The sequence below is a fragment of the Luteolibacter ambystomatis genome, from assembly GCF_018137965.1.
Taxonomy (GTDB): Bacteria; Verrucomicrobiota; Verrucomicrobiia; order Verrucomicrobiales; family Akkermansiaceae; genus Luteolibacter; species Luteolibacter ambystomatis.
Map to the genome: position 1 here is coordinate 3591777 of NZ_CP073100.1, position 14612 is coordinate 3606388.

General features: G+C 61.7%; 17 protein-coding genes. 10 read left to right on the top strand and 7 right to left on the bottom strand.

Annotated elements, in window-relative coordinates; translation table 11 throughout:
* Positions 1–21: 21 nt before the first annotated feature.
* The 3 genes from KBB96_RS13645 to KBB96_RS13655 all read right to left on the bottom strand — a co-directional run bounded on the left by KBB96_RS13645 (position 22) and on the right by KBB96_RS13655 (position 1804).
* Positions 22–435 carry a type II secretion system protein gene (locus KBB96_RS13645; protein WP_211629997.1) on the bottom strand — a complete coding sequence of 138 codons (414 nt, stop codon included), beginning with the start codon at positions 433–435 and terminating at the stop codon, positions 22–24.
* Positions 436–686: 251 nt separating this feature from the next.
* Complete coding sequence (locus KBB96_RS13650) at positions 687–1100, bottom strand: prepilin-type N-terminal cleavage/methylation domain-containing protein (RefSeq protein WP_211629998.1); 414 nt, start codon at positions 1098–1100, stop codon at positions 687–689.
* A 287-nt stretch (positions 1101–1387) separates the two neighbouring features.
* Positions 1388–1804 (bottom strand): prepilin-type N-terminal cleavage/methylation domain-containing protein, encoded by a 417-nt coding sequence (locus KBB96_RS13655; RefSeq protein WP_211629999.1) that lies wholly within the window; start codon positions 1802–1804, stop codon positions 1388–1390.
* Between the two features lie 216 nt (positions 1805–2020).
* On the opposite strand from KBB96_RS13655, the gene KBB96_RS13660 reads away from it, so the two are divergent.
* Complete coding sequence (locus tag KBB96_RS13660) at positions 2021–2953, top strand: phosphotransferase (protein ID WP_211630000.1); 933 nt, start codon at positions 2021–2023, stop codon at positions 2951–2953.
* Positions 2954–3011: 58 nt separating this feature from the next.
* The gene (locus KBB96_RS13665; RefSeq protein WP_211630001.1) at positions 3012–3701 is read left to right on the top strand and encodes a hypothetical protein; all 690 of its coding nucleotides are present in this window, start codon (positions 3012–3014) and stop codon (positions 3699–3701) included.
* A gap of 15 nt (positions 3702–3716) precedes the next feature.
* On the opposite strand, the gene KBB96_RS13670 is transcribed toward KBB96_RS13665, so the two are convergent.
* The 3 genes from KBB96_RS13670 to KBB96_RS13680 form a co-directional block, all read right to left on the bottom strand.
* The gene (locus tag KBB96_RS13670) at positions 3717–3905 is read right to left on the bottom strand and encodes a DUF4250 domain-containing protein (RefSeq protein ID WP_211630002.1); all 189 of its coding nucleotides are present in this window, start codon (positions 3903–3905) and stop codon (positions 3717–3719) included.
* Between the two features lie 52 nt (positions 3906–3957).
* The gene (locus tag KBB96_RS13675) at positions 3958–4257 is read right to left on the bottom strand and encodes a hypothetical protein (protein WP_211630003.1); all 300 of its coding nucleotides are present in this window, start codon (positions 4255–4257) and stop codon (positions 3958–3960) included.
* Positions 4258–4329: 72 nt separating this feature from the next.
* Positions 4330–5472, bottom strand: a complete 1143-nt coding sequence (locus KBB96_RS13680) for a substrate-binding domain-containing protein (RefSeq protein WP_211630004.1) — start codon at positions 5470–5472, stop codon at positions 4330–4332.
* A 144-nt stretch (positions 5473–5616) separates the two neighbouring features.
* Between KBB96_RS13680 and KBB96_RS13685 the strand changes: the two genes are divergently transcribed.
* Both KBB96_RS13685 and KBB96_RS13690 read left to right on the top strand, forming a co-directional pair.
* Positions 5617–6705, top strand: a complete 1089-nt coding sequence (locus KBB96_RS13685) for a hypothetical protein (protein ID WP_211630005.1) — start codon at positions 5617–5619, stop codon at positions 6703–6705.
* A 94-nt stretch (positions 6706–6799) separates the two neighbouring features.
* Positions 6800–7516, top strand: a complete 717-nt coding sequence (locus tag KBB96_RS13690) for a GDSL-type esterase/lipase family protein (protein WP_211630006.1) — start codon at positions 6800–6802, stop codon at positions 7514–7516.
* 7 nt (positions 7517–7523) lie between these two features.
* Here KBB96_RS13690 and KBB96_RS13695 read toward each other — a convergent pair whose 3' ends face one another.
* Positions 7524–8012 (bottom strand): hypothetical protein, encoded by a 489-nt coding sequence (locus KBB96_RS13695; RefSeq protein WP_211630007.1) that lies wholly within the window; start codon positions 8010–8012, stop codon positions 7524–7526.
* A gap of 197 nt (positions 8013–8209) precedes the next feature.
* Between KBB96_RS13695 and KBB96_RS13700 the strand changes: the two genes are divergently transcribed.
* From KBB96_RS13700 to KBB96_RS13725, 6 genes are all read left to right on the top strand, one after another.
* Positions 8210–8749 carry a L,D-transpeptidase family protein gene (locus tag KBB96_RS13700; protein ID WP_211630008.1) on the top strand — a complete coding sequence of 180 codons (540 nt, stop codon included), beginning with the start codon at positions 8210–8212 and terminating at the stop codon, positions 8747–8749.
* Between the two features lie 114 nt (positions 8750–8863).
* On the top strand, positions 8864–10945 hold the full coding sequence (locus KBB96_RS13705) for a S8 family serine peptidase (protein ID WP_211630009.1): 2082 nt from the start codon (positions 8864–8866) through the stop codon (positions 10943–10945).
* Positions 10946–11025: 80 nt separating this feature from the next.
* Positions 11026–11733 (top strand): histidine phosphatase family protein, encoded by a 708-nt coding sequence (locus tag KBB96_RS13710; protein ID WP_211630010.1) that lies wholly within the window; start codon positions 11026–11028, stop codon positions 11731–11733.
* A gap of 78 nt (positions 11734–11811) precedes the next feature.
* Positions 11812–12771 (top strand): glycosyltransferase family 4 protein, encoded by a 960-nt coding sequence (locus tag KBB96_RS13715; RefSeq protein ID WP_211630011.1) that lies wholly within the window; start codon positions 11812–11814, stop codon positions 12769–12771.
* A gap of 124 nt (positions 12772–12895) precedes the next feature.
* Positions 12896–13891, top strand: a complete 996-nt coding sequence (locus tag KBB96_RS13720; RefSeq protein WP_211630012.1) for a type II secretion system F family protein — start codon at positions 12896–12898, stop codon at positions 13889–13891.
* 42 nt (positions 13892–13933) lie between these two features.
* Positions 13934–14584 (top strand): 3-keto-disaccharide hydrolase, encoded by a 651-nt coding sequence (locus KBB96_RS13725; RefSeq protein WP_211630013.1) that lies wholly within the window; start codon positions 13934–13936, stop codon positions 14582–14584.
* Positions 14585–14612: the final 28 nt, after the last annotated feature.

The window sequence follows — 14612 nt, forward strand, 5'->3', positions numbered from 1 at the left end:
TGGATGCCGCCGGGGGGCGGGTCACCAGTTCTCGATGTTGCTCGGGAAGTGGTTGTTCACGCTGTCGCCGAAGTTGCAGGCCATGAGGACCACGCCGATGTTCGGGATGGTGGTGAGTTCCTGGCCGCCGTAGCTACCGCCGCCCGGGCAGGTGGGGAAGTTTTCCATGAACAGGCCGGAACCGGCGATGACCTGCTCGCGGTTCTTGCCACCGGGGATGGTGGCGCCGGGGTTGAGCGTGTTCATGTTCGCATAGGAGCGGATGGCCTGCTGGCTATTACGGACATTGAGGATGCAGCCGGCGCGGTCCGAGCCCTTCTTCCATGCACGGGCACCGATGAAGAGGATGCCGATGAGCGAAAGCAGAACGAGGATGACGACGGTCAACTCGAGCAGGGTCATGCCGGCGCGGCGGCGGAGTGCGGTGGTTTTCATGTTGGGATAGGGTGGCGGATGGCAAGACAATCTCCGCTGTTAGATATGGTCATATAGGAATGCCGATGCTTCGCCTATCTACGCAATCATGCGGGGCGGGATCATGAATCCGGCCTCCGCATCCAGCCATCGCACACCCTCGAAACAAAGCGACCCTGCCTCCGGAGGGAGACAGGGTCGGTTGATTCTCTTGGGGAGAAAAATGGTCTGAAACACCGCGGACCTTGGAGATCCGCGGAATCCGGATCAGATCACCAGTCGCCGGTGTTGGTCGGGGTGTGGACCGGGCCGTCCGAGAAGTTGCAGGACAGCAGCACGGTGCCGACGTTCGGGATCGTGGTGCCGCTGAGGCCGGAGTAGGTGCCGTTGCCCGGGCAGGTCGGGGCGTTTTCCATGAACAGGCCGGAACCGATGAGCACCTGGGTGGCAGTCTTGCTGGCCGGGATGGTGGCACCCGGGTTCAGGGCCTGCATGTTGCCGTAGGAACGGATGGCCTGCTGCACGTTGCGGATGTTCATGAGGCAGCCGGCGCGGTCGGAGCCCTTCTTCCAGGCGCGGGCACCGATGAAGAGGATGGAGATGAGGGAAAGAAGAACGAGGATGACGACGGTCAGCTCGAGCAGGGTCATGCCCTTCTTCGACTTGGCGATGGTCTTGGTTTTCATGCTGGTATGGGAGGGTGGGGTGTTGGATTGATGGCGGCTGCCGCCATCGGGGTGGTTTTATAAAGGAAGGTGGACTTTTCGGCTATCTACGCAATCGCGTAGGGTCGGAATTACTTGTTTGCGCCTCTATCCGGGAGCGCGGGGGAAGTCTGAAGAGGAGGGAACAAAGCGGAAACGACCGCCCCTCCCGTTTTAAAAATAGCCCTGTCTCCTGGAGGCGGAGACAGGGCCGGGTGAATCCTCTTGGGGAGAAAACGTGTGGGAAGAAAACGAACCAGGCGGACGACTTACCAGTTGGCGGTGTTCGTCGGGGTGTGGACCGGGCCGTCCGAGAAGTTGCAGGACAGGAGCACGGTGCCGACGTTCGGGATGGTGGTGCCGCTGAGGCCGGAGTAGGTGCCGTTGCCCGGGCAGGTCGGGGTGTTCTCCATGAACAAGCCGGAACCGATCAGCACCTGGGTGGCGGTCTTGCTGGCCGGGATGGTGTCACCGGGGTTGAGCGCGCTCATGTTGCCGTAGGAGCGGATGGCCTGCTGCACGTTGCGGATGTTCAGGAGGCAGCCGGCGCGGTCGGAACCCTTCTTCCAGGCGCGGGCGCCGATGAAGAGGATGGAAATAAGGGAAAGAAGAACGAGGATGACGACGGTCAGCTCGAGCAGGGTCATGCCCTTCTTCTTGGCCTTGGCGATGGACGTGGTTTTCATGCAGGGATCGGGTGGGTGTTGGGTGTGTTGGTGACGGAGTCTCTCCTGCCGTCGGTGGGGTTTATAGGGGAAGACCGGGGTTTCCGCCATCTACGCAATCGTGGTTACGCCATCGCGTGGGGTGGGAGTCCCTGATTTCCAGCCACTTTCTAACAGGATAAGCATTCGGCACAATGGCGCCATCCCTTCCGGAATGAGCTTGATCCGGCGGCGGAAATGCCTGCCGATGCGCCTGCGGTGACGGCATTCCCATCCGCCGCCCGGACCATCATGAACGAGCTGGATCTTCCCATCCGTGCGGCGCTGGAGACCGCCGCCGGTCACGGCGTGCGCACGGATCGCTGCGATATCCTGCAGAACGGCCACACTCTGGTACTACGTCTATCGGAGACGCTGGTGGCACGCGTGGTGACGGACCGCGACGGCCCTCGCCAGGGCGGCGCCTGGTATGCCCGGGAAACCGGGGTGGCACGGCACCTGGCGGAGCGCGGGGCACCCGTGATCCCGGTGCATCCGGAGCTGCCACCGGGACCACATGAGCATCTGGGATACACGCTGAATTTCTGGCAATACGTCACGCGGGTGGCGGAGGAACCTTCACCGGAAGCCGTGGGTCGGACCTTGCATGAATGCCACACGGTCCTGCGGGATTGCCCGGAACCGCTGCCGGAAATGGCGATCCTCACGGAGACTCTGGCGCTGCTGGAGACTCTGGAAAAGCAGGCCCTCTTCCCTCCGGAGATCCTGGAATTGCTGCGCGGCCATCTGGAGGAATCCTTGGAAATACTGGCAACCCACCCACGCCAGCCGCTGCACGGAGATGCCCACGAAGGCAATCTCATGAATACCACGCTGGGACTGCTGTGGACCGATTGGGAGGACACCTTCCTCGGCCCGGTCGAATGGGACGTGGCATCGATCATCTGGAATCCCAAGGTGCTGGAGGGGAATGAGGACACCGCCAGCCGGATCGTGACCGCCTATCGTGCGGCGGGTGGCGCGGTGGATGAGGCCGCCCTGCAACAATGTCTGGTCGCACGCGCGGCCGTGATGAGCGCGTGGTATCCGATCTTGTATCCGCAGCCGGACGAATCCCGGCGACGGAAGCTGGCCTTCCGCCTCGAATGGCTGCGCAAGATGAAAAAATAGAAGCACTCTGGAATTCGGCGTGACCTCACTGTCGGGATGACGCATGGCTGCCAGCGTCATGTCCTCCCGCAGATATCATTCCGGACGCAGTTCCAAATGGAACGGCAATCAGAAATGCCTGGCCGTGGCGGTCGTGATCATGGGCGGGCTGACGCTGCTGTGTTTGATCGCCTTGGTGCAGGATCAAAGGGCGAAACATCCGGAAGCAGGCATTCCCGGCATCCTCGGCGCCGCCGCGATCTCTCTGGTGTGCCCGGGGCTTTTCGTCTGGTTGCCATTGATCATCCTTTGGAGGTCTCTGGCGAAAAGCAGCGCGCGGAGCTTGAAAGCCGTGGTTCGTTCCCAAGCCTATCGTGGCGGAGGTTTTTCCGACCTGACCCTCAAAAGCGATCAGAACCTGCCCAGGATCTGTCTCTGCTGCGGCACGGCCACCAACCGGGTCACGCCCTTGCGCTACGAGAACGCCCACACGGAAGCGAGTGTGTACGACTGGGGTCGAGCGGGTCCGTTCCTGCTGTTGGCACCTTTCTTCACGCTCATCCAAGGAGTGCTCATGGGTGCGATGTTCTGGCAATCCGTCGAGAAACGTCTGCAGCGGCGGAAGGCGCGAGAAGGAGCGGTCCTGTTCCGGATTCCGCATTGCCGGACCTGCTCAAAGCAGCAGCCAATCGTGCAGCGCCATTTCGATTTCCACGGTCGCAGCATGATCGTGGACGCTCATCCGGCATTCCGCAGCGCGCTGGGCTGAGGGGACGAAACGGACTCAGCGGAATTGATTCTGCTCCGGCCGGTATTCGTATCCCGCAGCGGACATTTTCGCGATCAGCGCGGACGGATCGAGGCCGTGGGTCTTCACCAGGTCATCAAGAGAATCACAGTGGTTGCGCAGTTCCGTATTGAGGAGGCCGAGCAGAAGATGCGGGTCCATCTGGAGATAGCGGGAGAGGTCCACGCCGGAAGACTGGCGGAATCCCCACGGGGATGACAAGCCGGAGCAGGGCACCTCAATTGCTGGCCGCCATCCAGACATACAGGGCGGCTCCGCATGTCAGCAGGATGAAACCCACCAGTGACAACCGCCAGAGCAACGAGCCGCGCTCATCCCTGTGCCTCGTATCCGGAACCACGGCGACGGTCTCGGACGGCACTGCGGCGGAAATCACGGGAGCCGCAGCAGACGAACGCACCTCATGACGAAAATCCGCCCGCTGAGGTGCCACCGAAACAGGCAACATCTCCGGAGCCAATGGCGATGGCGCGCGGTTTCCGCGGGTCAGCCGGTTGATTTTCTCCTGGGGGGTCATAAGAACAACGGAAGCTTTTTATCAACTCCCGCGGATTCTCTCAAAACCTATCCTGTACGTGATCGTGTCATATCACCCTACCGCGCCAGGCGGCGGAGCGATGGAATCACCGGGCACCAAAACAGCGTCCACGGACATCTCTTCAAAATCCGGGGCACCTTTCGAGCAAGCCTCCACCCAACGCAGGACGCGGCGGATCAAGGGATCAGCGGGACAGTGGAAGTAAGCGATCCGCAGGCGGCCCCAATCAAACACCGGGTCCGAACTACGGACGACGAGCGACACATCCCGCGGCACGGACAAGCCACGGGCCGCGAGAAAGCTGATGGTCGCGAAAGCATAGTGCATGTTCGGCACGATCAACGCGGTGGGAGAGGTAAGTTGGAACAAGGATTCCAGCAGCCTTTCGAAGCCTTCCGGCGTGGTTTCGTGATACGGAGCGTTGTATTCACTGGCAGGTAGTCCAGCGGCCCGGAGGTGCTCGAAGAACCAGTTCATCATCCGCCCCGGAACGGGTCGCACCCAATCAGGAAGGCACACCAGCACGATCCGCCGGTGCCCGAGACCGATCAAACGATCCACGCTTTCCCGGATGGCATTCAGGGAGCTGACCGACGCCATGGCCAGCGGATACCCGCCATGGCGTCCACCCAGCACGATAAAGGGAGGGCCTTGTTGATTAAACCAATCCAGGACCTCCACGGGCGCGCCGGAAATGACCCAGGCATCCGCGCCGCATTTGCGGACCATGCGGCCAATGCGTGCGGGATCGAGGCCAAGATCACCTTGGGACTTGGGAGCAAACACCGGCTTGTGACCGAGGGCTTCCAGATCGTGCATCAGCCTGAGAAATATTTCCTGAGTCAGAGCCACCGATTTTCCCAATTCCTCCCGGAGCAACAATCCCACCCGCAGGGATCTGATGATCGGACGCGATGTACCACCCACCACCTCCCTCCGCTTTCCCCTTCCGCGGGAGACGATGCTGCCCCGCGCTTCCAGAAGAGCCAAGGCAGCCACGGCGGTATCCTTGGAAACACCAAGGTCTCCTGCCAACCTTACCACTCCCGGCATTGCGCCCTTCCATCTGCCACTGTCAATGCCCTGCTGGAGGTGAAGGGCGGTTTGCTCGACCAAGCTGAGACGGGGAACCGGGTGCATGACACCTCTGAAAACTATCCGGTTTTTCCACCTAGTAAATATCAGGAATGCCATCGCCGGATCTCATGAACTTCCGGAGCGTGCCCGGATCACGATGGGGTTGAAAACACCCGCCCCGTCTCTCCGAAACCAGCATCCACGGCAATCATGACAACCCGGCTCCACTCCAGACTTCTCGCCATCTGTCTCCTCCCACCCATGTCCTCGCATCCTGCACCATCTCCGGCCGGACGGAGCACCTTCTGGCGAAAGCTCGGCGGGAAATCCCTGACCATTTCCATCCTCGTCCATCTCCTCCTGCTCGCCATCGGTCTGGTATGGATCTTCCAGGTGATCCCGGACAAGGTGCCGGATCCCGATTTCATGCCGAAGGGTGGCGGTGGCGGCTCCCCGGGTGTGAAGGAGACCAGCCACAAGAAGCAGCGCGCGACCATGTCCACGCTGAATACGCCTCGCATGGCGGCGAAGGGGGCGATCAGCAGCTTCACGCTTCCGGAGCCGGATGCGGCCTCTGCCATGTCTTCGGTCGGCTCGTTGAACAGCGGCCGATTGTCGGGGGGCCTCGGTGGCAGTGGGTCGGGAGGCGGCAGAGGCAGCGGAAATGGCTCCGGTTTCGGCAGTGGCAGCGGCCCCGGACTGGGAGGAAATGGGATGGGACCGAAACCGTTTGCCGGACTCATGTTCGGCACTCCGGTACAGGCCCGCTCCATCGGCGTGGTGCTCGATGTTTCCGGCTCGATGACCAATGACCTGCCGAAGGTGGTGAAGGAACTCGACCGGGTGGCACCAGGCAGTCCGCTGATCCTATACGTCGGATGCGGCATCGTTCCCGGCAGACCGGAAAAACGCGCCTATGCGACGCGGGACATTGAGGAAAAGCGCTTCGAACGCTTCTGGCGTCTGAGTCACGAAAGCGCCTACCTCCCCGCCAAAACGTTGGAGCAGGGCAGCGCGAAGATCCAAGTGGATTTCTCGACCCCCATCCCGGGGGAACCGGTGTTCCGCATCCTCGCGAACCGGAGCAACAGCTACTACATCGACTATCAGGGAGTCGGCTTCGCCTGGACCGCCCTGCTTGCACGCGAGCTCAGCGAGGTGGAGGCGGTCTATTGGTTCTCCGATTTCCAGGATCCCGTGGATACGAAGGAAGCGAAAGACGTGATGTACAAACTCAAGGCCAGGAAGCAGAAGCTCTACATCCATCCCACCACCCATGGTGGATCTTTCGACATCGTGAAGGACATGATCGTCACACCGACCCATGGCGATGTGGTGGAAGTCCGGTGATCCACGGAATCCATCCGATTCCGCGGGATTCCGGGCTGGTTCGCAAAGTTGGCGGGACCGTGCAACAAACCGCCGTCAGGCGCGTAACCCACGGATGTCTCTCACATTGCGTCTGTCCGCCACCCTCGCAGCTTGTCTCTGCCTCGTTCCAGTCCACGCTGAACCCGCCGCCGCTCCCAAGTCGGCGGCCAAGGCTCCGGCCACTCCAAAGACGCACGACTATGCAAAGTGGGAGAAGGACGTGGCCGCCTTCGAGAAAAAGGACGCGGAGAAAGCGCCTCCGAAGAACGCGGTGCTGTTCGTCGGATCCTCCACGATCGTGAAGTGGAAGTCCCTGGCGGCGGATTTCGCGGGGACCCCTCTGCTCAACCGCGGCTTCGGTGGCAATGAAATCGCGGACTCCACCTACTACGCGGACCGTATCATTTTCCCCTACCAGCCGAGGATGATCTTCCTGCGCGCGGGCACCAATGACATCCACGCGGGACGCTCGCCGGAGGATGTGGCGAATGACTTCAAGGCCTTCGTGGCCAAGGTGCGGACGAAACTGCCGGACGTGCCGGTCGTCTTTATTTCCGTGAATCCGACTCCGTCACGCTGGGCGGAGAAGGAAAAGGGCGAGCGGCTGAACGCCTTGGTTTCCGATTACGCCAAAACGGCACAGGGAGTGGTCTTCGCGGATGTCAGCAAGATCTCGCTGGATGCCGAGGGCAAGGTCCGCCCCGAACTCTTCGTGGCGGACCAGCTTCACTTCAACGACGAGGGCTACAAGCTGCTCGCCGCCGCGGTGAAGCCATATCTGCCAAAATAAGCCCGCGTCATTCGGAGGCGTTGGCGCGGCGCAGGGCGATCTGGTAGTCGCCGCGCTGGAGGATCAGTCCGGTGGAATTCGGATAAACCTTCCAGTTCGCCAGCATCACCGCCTTGCGCGATCCCTCCCCGGTCTGGTTGCCGATCACAAGGGTGCTGGAATCGGAATAGAGCTGCCAAACGAGCAGGCGCACGCGGACGTTCGGGTTCTGACGGAGAGATACAGCCAGCGAACCACTATGACGGCCCGCCTGCTCACCACCACCGAAGTCCATGAACCATTCCCGGTCCGCCTGCATGGCGAATAATGGATCGGAACTGGATATCACTTTGAAGTAGCCGCTCACGGAAGCGCGCGGCCCCGAGGCTTTGTCCGGAATATCGGCCCGGAGGGCCGGTGCGGCGGCCATCAAGGCCGTACCCGCCATCCATGCCACAACCTTTCCCGCGAGCGGGGACCGGCGGCATGCCGTCGTCTCGACTGGTTTAGGGGTCATTCTGCCAAATTAGCTCAATGCGTGCACAATTTCGAGAAGTTCCGACTCGTTCATTTCCAACCACTTTTCCGGACACTTCAGAGGACCGGAGCGCCGGGGCGATTGCAGGACCGGCTGATCGCCGTGCAAATCGCTCTCCCAGTGGCAATTGACGGGTTCCGGGGCCGATGCCATGGCTGCCGGATCATTCCGCTGCCATGAAAAGCCCATCGAAGACCCAACTCCGCCGCTGGCTGTCCTTGCTTCTTTCGCCTCTCCTGTTTGCGAGTTGTGCCCGCATTCCCGAGCTGGGCGCGATGATGGATCGTGGCGGCACCAAGGGCCGGAAAATCGTGGTCGATCTGAGCGAACAGCGCGCCTGGCTCTACCATCGCGGCGAAATGGTCGCCACCTCGCCGGTTTCCACCGGTCGCGAAGGCAAAGCCACTCCGGCAGGGCAATTCCACGTGATCCAAAAGGACCGCGACCACCGCTCGTCGCTCTATGGCGACTACGTTCGGGACGGCAGGGTCGTGGTGAAAAACATCGACGTGCGCAAGGCTCCCCGCCCTGCCGGCTGCCGCTTCGTGGGAGTGCCCATGCCGTACTTCCTGCGGTTCAGCGATGCCTGCGGACTGCACGCCGGACACCTCCCGGGCTACCCTGCCTCCAGCGGCTGCGTGCGGCTGCCGCAACGCCAGGCCAAGCGGTTTTACGATGCCGTGCAGGTGGGCACGCCGGTGATGGTGAAGCGCTGAAACGCGCGATTCCCGTCTCGCCATGATCACGAAAACGGGCTATGGGATAAGCTGTCACGCTGGCGTCAGCCGCAGCCGAACGTTTTTCACGGGAACCCGCCGTGGCCCGAAATCATGAATCCCTGTTTCCGACTTTTTCTTCCCCTGCTGGGAGCCGCAGCCACAACGACCGCAGCTCCCGTCCGCTACGTGGAAGGAGAGGTGCTCGTCACCTTCAAGCCCTGGCGTGACGCCTGGAGCGCGGACCAGACCTTGCAACGCCACTCGCTGAAGTTCCACAAACGCTTCGGCCTGCTCTCCCAACTTCGCTTGAGGCAAACGGGCGTGGTGCGCAGCGATCGCAAGAGCACCGCCATGCTGATCTCGGAGTTGAAGGCGGATCCCACCGTGGAAACGGTGGAGCCGAACTATCTGCGCTACACCAGCGCCCTCCCGAACGATCCGGCCTTTTCCAATCTCTGGGGCTTGCGCAACACCGCCCAAACCGTGCTCGGCACCGTCGGCACGGCGGGAGCGGACATGAAGTATGTGGAAGCCCGCCCGTTGTTCCGTCCCCCGGCATCCCGCCCCATTGCGGCCGTCATGGACACCGGCATGGATCGGCTCCATCCGGATCTCCAGCCGAACTTGTGGGTGAATCCGGGAGAAATTCCCGGCAATGCCTCCGACGACGATGGCGACGGCCGGATCGACGACCTGCACGGCTTCGACTTCACGTCGAACACCTCGAATACGGCTGACATCCAGTATGACGGAGCTTCGCACGGCACCCACGTGGCGGGCACGATCGCTGCAGTGGGAAACAACCAGCTCGGTGTCATCGGCGCCAACGAACAGGCCCGCCTGATGATCCTGAAAGTCTCCGCGGATGGCCACTCCATCAGCACGGCCGCGGAAATCGCAGCCCTGCAATATGCCGTCCTGATGAAAAACCGCGGCGAAAACCTCGTCGTGATCAACGCGTCCTTCGGGGGAGGCTCGTTTTCCACCACCGAGCGCGATGCGATCCAAGCCGCGGGGAATGCCGGTATCGTTTTCTGCTGCTCCGCCGGGAACGAAACCGCGAACAACGATTCAATCGCCACCTATCCGGCGAACTACCGCCTCTCGAACATGATCGTGGTCGCAGCCACGGATCAGAACGACACGCTGGCAACCTTCTCCAACTACGGTGCGACAAAGGTCGATCTGGCGGCTCCGGGCGTGAACATCTACTCGACCCAGCCCTGCTCGATCAACTCCACTCTCCAGGTCGGAGCCACCTCCTATGTCGCCACCGGTGTGAACCAATCCGGAACGACGGCGGGCATCACTGGCAATCTCATCGACTGCGGCATCGGAAACGTCGGTGAGTTCCCGCCTGCCGTGAACAACAACATTGCCCTCATCCAACGCGGCACGTTGCTGTTTTCCGAAAAGGTGACGAACGCCATGGTGGCAGGTGCGAAAGCCGTGGTGATCTACAACAACCAGAGCGGATCGAACGGCTTCAACCTCGTCAGCGACAACGTCAACTGGATTCCCGCCTGCGGCATCTCCCAGGCGGACGGACTCGCCATCAAAGCCTCGCTTCCGAAGACCGCCACCATCACCGGCACCCGCCAGGACAACTACCTCTACCTGAATGGGACTTCGATGGCGTCACCACAGGTAAGTGCGGCGGTAAGCCTGGCGGCCATGTGCTTCCCGGAAGATACGGTCGCGCAGCGCATCCAGCGCATCCTCTCCAATGTGGATGTGAAGCCTTCGCTCGCGGGCAAGGTCATCACCAGCGGCCGGCTGAACCTCCAGCGGATTGTGGACAGCGACCTGAACAGCCTGCCCGACTGGTGGGAAAAGCTCTACTACAACCAGTACACCGGCATCGCACCGAATGTGGATTCCGATGGCGACGGAATGACGAATCTCAATGAGTTTCTGGGAGGCACGGTTCCGACCAATTCCCAGAGCGCCCTCAAAGGCCTCGCCACCACCCGCAACCCTGCCAATGGCAACGTGACGATCACTTGGGCAGCGGTGCCCGGAAAAACCTACCAGGTTTACTACAGCACGAATCTTCAGACCGGCACCTGGCTGGCCACGCTGCCAACCTCGCAGGTCACCGCCGGTGTCGGACAGACCCAGTTGAGCTACACGGATACCACCACGGGCGCGGCCACCCGGCGGTTCTACCGGGTGCAACTGGTGGTGCAGTAGGTATCCTGACGCGGGCGAACCTTTGCCCGATGGACAACTTTCCCTTCGCCCCGGCGGAGCGGGATGGCTAGACTGTAGTCATGCCCTCGACCCGCATCTTCCTGGTACGCCACGGCGCGACGATCCTGACCGCCGAAGACCGCTTCGCCGGAGCCACGAACGTCCCCCTTTCCGATGAAGGACGCGAGCAAGCACGGAGGCTCGGCGTGCGGCTGGCAGGTGAGAAGATCACCGCGGTGTACGCCTCTCCGCTGGACCGCACCGTCGAAACCGCGAAGCTCATCTCGGCCCCCCACCACTTGGAAATCCACACCGTGGAGGGGCTGAAGGAGATCTCCCACGGCCGCTGGGAAGGACTCACCCGCGGTGAGGTGGATGCGCAGTTTCCGCAGGAATCCGCCGCCTGGGAGGAAGATCCCTTCACGTTCGCTCCTGTAGGCGGCGAAAGCGGGCTGCAAGTCACCGCACGCGCCCTGCCAGCTCTCATCGAAATCGTCCGCAAGCATCAGGGCGGCACGATCCTCGTGGTCTCGCATAAGGCGACAATCCGCCTGCTGCTGAGTTCGCTGCTGGGTTTCGACCCGCGCCGCTATCGCGACAATCTCGATCAGAATCCGGCGGCGCTGAACATCGTGGACTTCAAGGATGCGGTTCACGCGCGATTGACACTCTTCAACGACACCTCCCACTACGATCACGCCGGTCTGGCCATCCCCGCCGTTCCAAACGCCCGCCTTTCGAAATGGTGGGATGACGACATCCACGTCTCCGAGTCCGACCCAGGCTGAATGCTCAATCTGCATTGGCGGGCCAAGGGATCATGGAGCGTCGTCGGACGCTCCTTCGCATGTGCTTTGGCGAAACACATGCCCGTCGCCTTCATCGATCCGCCGGAGGGTCATCCGCCATCCGCAACGCCGGTCTCGGCCGATGCGGTGACCTTGAACCTCGGCGATTGGCAGATCTCCCCCACCTTGCCTGGCAGACGGGTGGTCAGCTATGTGCCGTGGGAAACCTCGCGGATTCCCTGGCCGGTCCGCCGGAAGTTGCAGCGTCTCGACCACATCCTCGTCCTGAGCGAGTGGCAACGCGGACTATTCGTAAGGAATGGAATTGCCGCGGAGAAACTCTCCGTCGTGCCGCTGGGCTTTGATCCGGAGGTGTTCCGTCCGGGACCGCGCCAACGTCCCGCCGATGCTCCGTTTCGTTTCCTGTTCATTGGCAAGTGGGAAGCCCGCAAGGCACTGCCGGAATTGCTGGAGGCATTCTGCGCGGAGTTCGGCCCGGAGGAACGCGTGGAGCTGGTGCTGCACGCGCACAACCCGTTCATCGACGGTTTCGATCAGGAAGCGCGGTTGCGCAAGGAGTTGAAGAAACTGAAAGCGGAGAACCGGAACATCCTCTGCCGCGGTGATCTGCCATTGCCGGAACTGGTGCGGGCCTATCGGGATGCGGATGCCTTCGTTCTTCCCACCCGCGCCGAAGGCTGGGGGCTGCCGCTGCTGGAGGCGATGGCGTGCGGGCTGCCATGCATCACCACGAACTATAGCGCGCTCACCACCTTCGCCCATGCGGGCAATGCACTGCTGGTGGATGTGGCGGACTTTATCCGCGTGCGTGATCCGTTTTTCTTCAATGGCTGGCTCAACTGGGGCACGTGGGCGAAGCCGGACGTCAGCCATCTGCGCCGGTTGATGCGTCAGGTGGTGGAGCAACCGGAAAAAGCCGCCGCACTCGGACGAAGCGCCGCCCATGAAGTGGTGGACAAGTGGACATGGGACCACGCCGCCACAGTCGCCATGGAAAGACTGGCAACGCTGCGGTGAAATGATCCTTCACCGGGAGGAGTCGTTTCATGGGATGATCTTATCCAACTGCTTTCCACCCGGAAACAACCGTTCACTCAGGAATGCTCTTGGCAAAGGGGGATGCGGTGACAACGTACCGTCCATGGCTCTCAGTGCCGCGAAGAAGCACCTGTTCTATTTCGAACTCTCCAAGCTGCTGGCCGCGGGTTTCGACATCCGCAAAGCCGCCGCTTCCATGCTGGCAAGCGGAGTGCCGGACGCGGAACGGGCCTTGTTGGACCGCATGGAAAAAGGCCTCGCCGAAGGCCGGACCATCACGGACGCGCTGACCGATGGAACCACAGCCATCAGCGAGCTCGAACGCGGCATCATCGCCGCGGGCGAGCGCTCGGGGCGCATGGCTCCGGCGTTCCGGCATCTGGCCGACTATTTCGGCATGGTTTCCTCGGCCACACGGACGATCACACGCAGCATGATCTATCCTCTGATCGTGCTGCACATGGGCATCCTCGTCGGCACGGCCGCCGGACCACTCCAGCGCGGCGAGGCATTCTCCAAAATCCTGCCATCCCTGATCCTCACCCTGCTGGTGTTCTACGCCGGAACGTTCGTGCTCTATCTAGCGGGAAAAACCCTCCTGAAAGCAGCGGAGACCAACCCCTCCCTCGACGGCCTGGTGAACCGCCTGCCGTGGGTGGGCAAGGCCCGCCGCAATCTGGCGATGGCGCGCTTCACCAAGGTCTATCACACCTGCCTGCTGGCCGGACTGGGCATGCAGGAGACCGCGTCCACTGCGGCGGCAGCCTCCCACAGCGGCCTGATCCGCGAGGCGGGTCTGAAGGTCGCGGAGGCTGCCACACAAGGTGGGCCACTGGGACCGGAGTTCATCGCCAGCAGCTCGTTTCCGAATGCTTTCTCCCGCTCCTACGCCACCGCCGAGGAATCCGGTACGCTCGACCAGGACCTGGACCGGTGGGCGGGCCTTTTCCAAAGCGATGCGGAACAGGCGGTCACGGCACTGGGGGTGGCGGTTCCGAAGGTGCTCTACGCCTGCATCGTCATCTTCGTAGGATGGAAGATCGTGAGCTTCTACGGAGGTTACCTCCACGAACTCGACAATATCGGGAATGATGACTGAAATTGTTTGCAACAACTGAACCCGCATCATCGTATTCCAATCATGCGCTTCCGATTCATGCTCGCATTGCTGCTGCCCTTTTCCGCGATGGCGGAAGAGAAAGAGATCAACCTTTTCAATGGCAAGGACCTGTCCGGCTGGACCAAAGCCGATGGCAAGCCGGTGACGACGGGCTGGAAGGTCGAGGAAGGCCTGCTTCACCGCGCCAGCGCCGGCGGCGATCTGCTCAGCGACAAGGAATACGGTGACTTCGAACTGACCTGGGAATGGAAGATCGCGGAGGCCGGAAACAGCGGCATCAAGTACCGCGTGCAGACCTATCCCGGCAAGGGCGTGCTCGGCTTCGAGTACCAGATGCTCGATGACGCGAAGCATCCGGACGGGAAGAACGGAGCGATCCACCAGACCGGAGCGCTGTATGAATTCTATCCGCCGGCTGCGGACAAGAAGCTGAATCCTCCGGGACAGTGGAATACATCGAAGATCATCCTCCACGGCTTCCATGTGGAGCACTGGCTGAACGGCTCGAAAGTGGTCGATGGCGACCTGTCCGGGGATACCTACAAGGCGGCGCTGGCGAAGAGCAAATTCAAGGACATCGCCAACTTCGGAGCCGCCCCCAAAGGCCGCATCCTGCTGCAGGACCACGGCGCGGAAGTCTGGTTCAAGACGATCGTGCTGAAGCCGCTGTAAGGCGAACCAGCGGAAAAGTCTCCACCTC

Bases quoted from the DNA above. Each gene is read 5' to 3' on its own strand.
- KBB96_RS13645 (WP_211629997.1), bottom strand. From the start codon at position 435: ATGAAAACCACCGCACTCCGCCGCCGCGCCGGCATGACCCTGCTCGAG.
- KBB96_RS13650 (WP_211629998.1), bottom strand. From the start codon at position 1,100: ATGAAAACCAAGACCATCGCCAAGTCGAAGAAGGGCATGACCCTGCTC.
- KBB96_RS13655 (WP_211629999.1), bottom strand. From the start codon at position 1,804: ATGAAAACCACGTCCATCGCCAAGGCCAAGAAGAAGGGCATGACCCTG.
- KBB96_RS13660 (WP_211630000.1), top strand. From the start codon at position 2,021: ATGCCTGCCGATGCGCCTGCGGTGACGGCATTCCCATCCGCCGCCCGG.
- KBB96_RS13665 (WP_211630001.1), top strand. From the start codon at position 3,012: ATGTCCTCCCGCAGATATCATTCCGGACGCAGTTCCAAATGGAACGGC.
- KBB96_RS13675 (WP_211630003.1), bottom strand. From the start codon at position 4,257: ATGACCCCCCAGGAGAAAATCAACCGGCTGACCCGCGGAAACCGCGCG.
- KBB96_RS13680 (WP_211630004.1), bottom strand. From the start codon at position 5,472: ATGGCATTCCTGATATTTACTAGGTGGAAAAACCGGATAGTTTTCAGA.
- KBB96_RS13685 (WP_211630005.1), top strand. From the start codon at position 5,617: ATGTCCTCGCATCCTGCACCATCTCCGGCCGGACGGAGCACCTTCTGG.
- KBB96_RS13690 (WP_211630006.1), top strand. From the start codon at position 6,800: ATGTCTCTCACATTGCGTCTGTCCGCCACCCTCGCAGCTTGTCTCTGC.
- KBB96_RS13695 (WP_211630007.1), bottom strand. From the start codon at position 8,012: ATGACCCCTAAACCAGTCGAGACGACGGCATGCCGCCGGTCCCCGCTC.
- KBB96_RS13700 (WP_211630008.1), top strand. From the start codon at position 8,210: ATGAAAAGCCCATCGAAGACCCAACTCCGCCGCTGGCTGTCCTTGCTT.
- KBB96_RS13705 (WP_211630009.1), top strand. From the start codon at position 8,864: ATGAATCCCTGTTTCCGACTTTTTCTTCCCCTGCTGGGAGCCGCAGCC.
- KBB96_RS13710 (WP_211630010.1), top strand. From the start codon at position 11,026: ATGCCCTCGACCCGCATCTTCCTGGTACGCCACGGCGCGACGATCCTG.
- KBB96_RS13715 (WP_211630011.1), top strand. From the start codon at position 11,812: ATGCCCGTCGCCTTCATCGATCCGCCGGAGGGTCATCCGCCATCCGCA.
- KBB96_RS13720 (WP_211630012.1), top strand. From the start codon at position 12,896: ATGGCTCTCAGTGCCGCGAAGAAGCACCTGTTCTATTTCGAACTCTCC.
- KBB96_RS13725 (WP_211630013.1), top strand. From the start codon at position 13,934: ATGCGCTTCCGATTCATGCTCGCATTGCTGCTGCCCTTTTCCGCGATG.